The 213-nt window shown below is 59.2% G+C and carries 1 rRNA gene; it reads left to right on the top strand.

Features of this window, described 5'->3' with window-relative positions:
* A 23S ribosomal RNA gene (locus ADL15_RS25495) occupies positions 1 to 213 on the top strand; the annotation flags it as partial.

Genomic DNA, 213 nt, shown 5'->3' with positions numbered 1-213 from the left:
GAGTGCGTAATAGCTCACTGGTCAAGTGGTTCCGCGCCGACAATGTAGCGGGGCTCAAGCACACCGCCGAAGCTGTGGCATTCATACTTTACCCGGCTGTCTTCCTTGTGGGGATGGTCCAGGTGTGTGGATGGGTAGGGGAGCGTCGTGTAGCGGGTGAAGCGGCGGAGTGATCCAGCCGTGGACGCTACACGAGTGAGAATGCAGGCATGA

The sequence above is a fragment of the Actinoplanes awajinensis subsp. mycoplanecinus genome (assembly GCF_001509495.1).
Taxonomy (GTDB): Bacteria; Actinomycetota; Actinomycetes; order Mycobacteriales; family Micromonosporaceae; genus Actinoplanes; species Actinoplanes palleronii.
The sequence above is the reverse complement of the archived record's forward strand: the minus strand, read 5'-3'. Positions and strand labels throughout refer to the sequence as shown.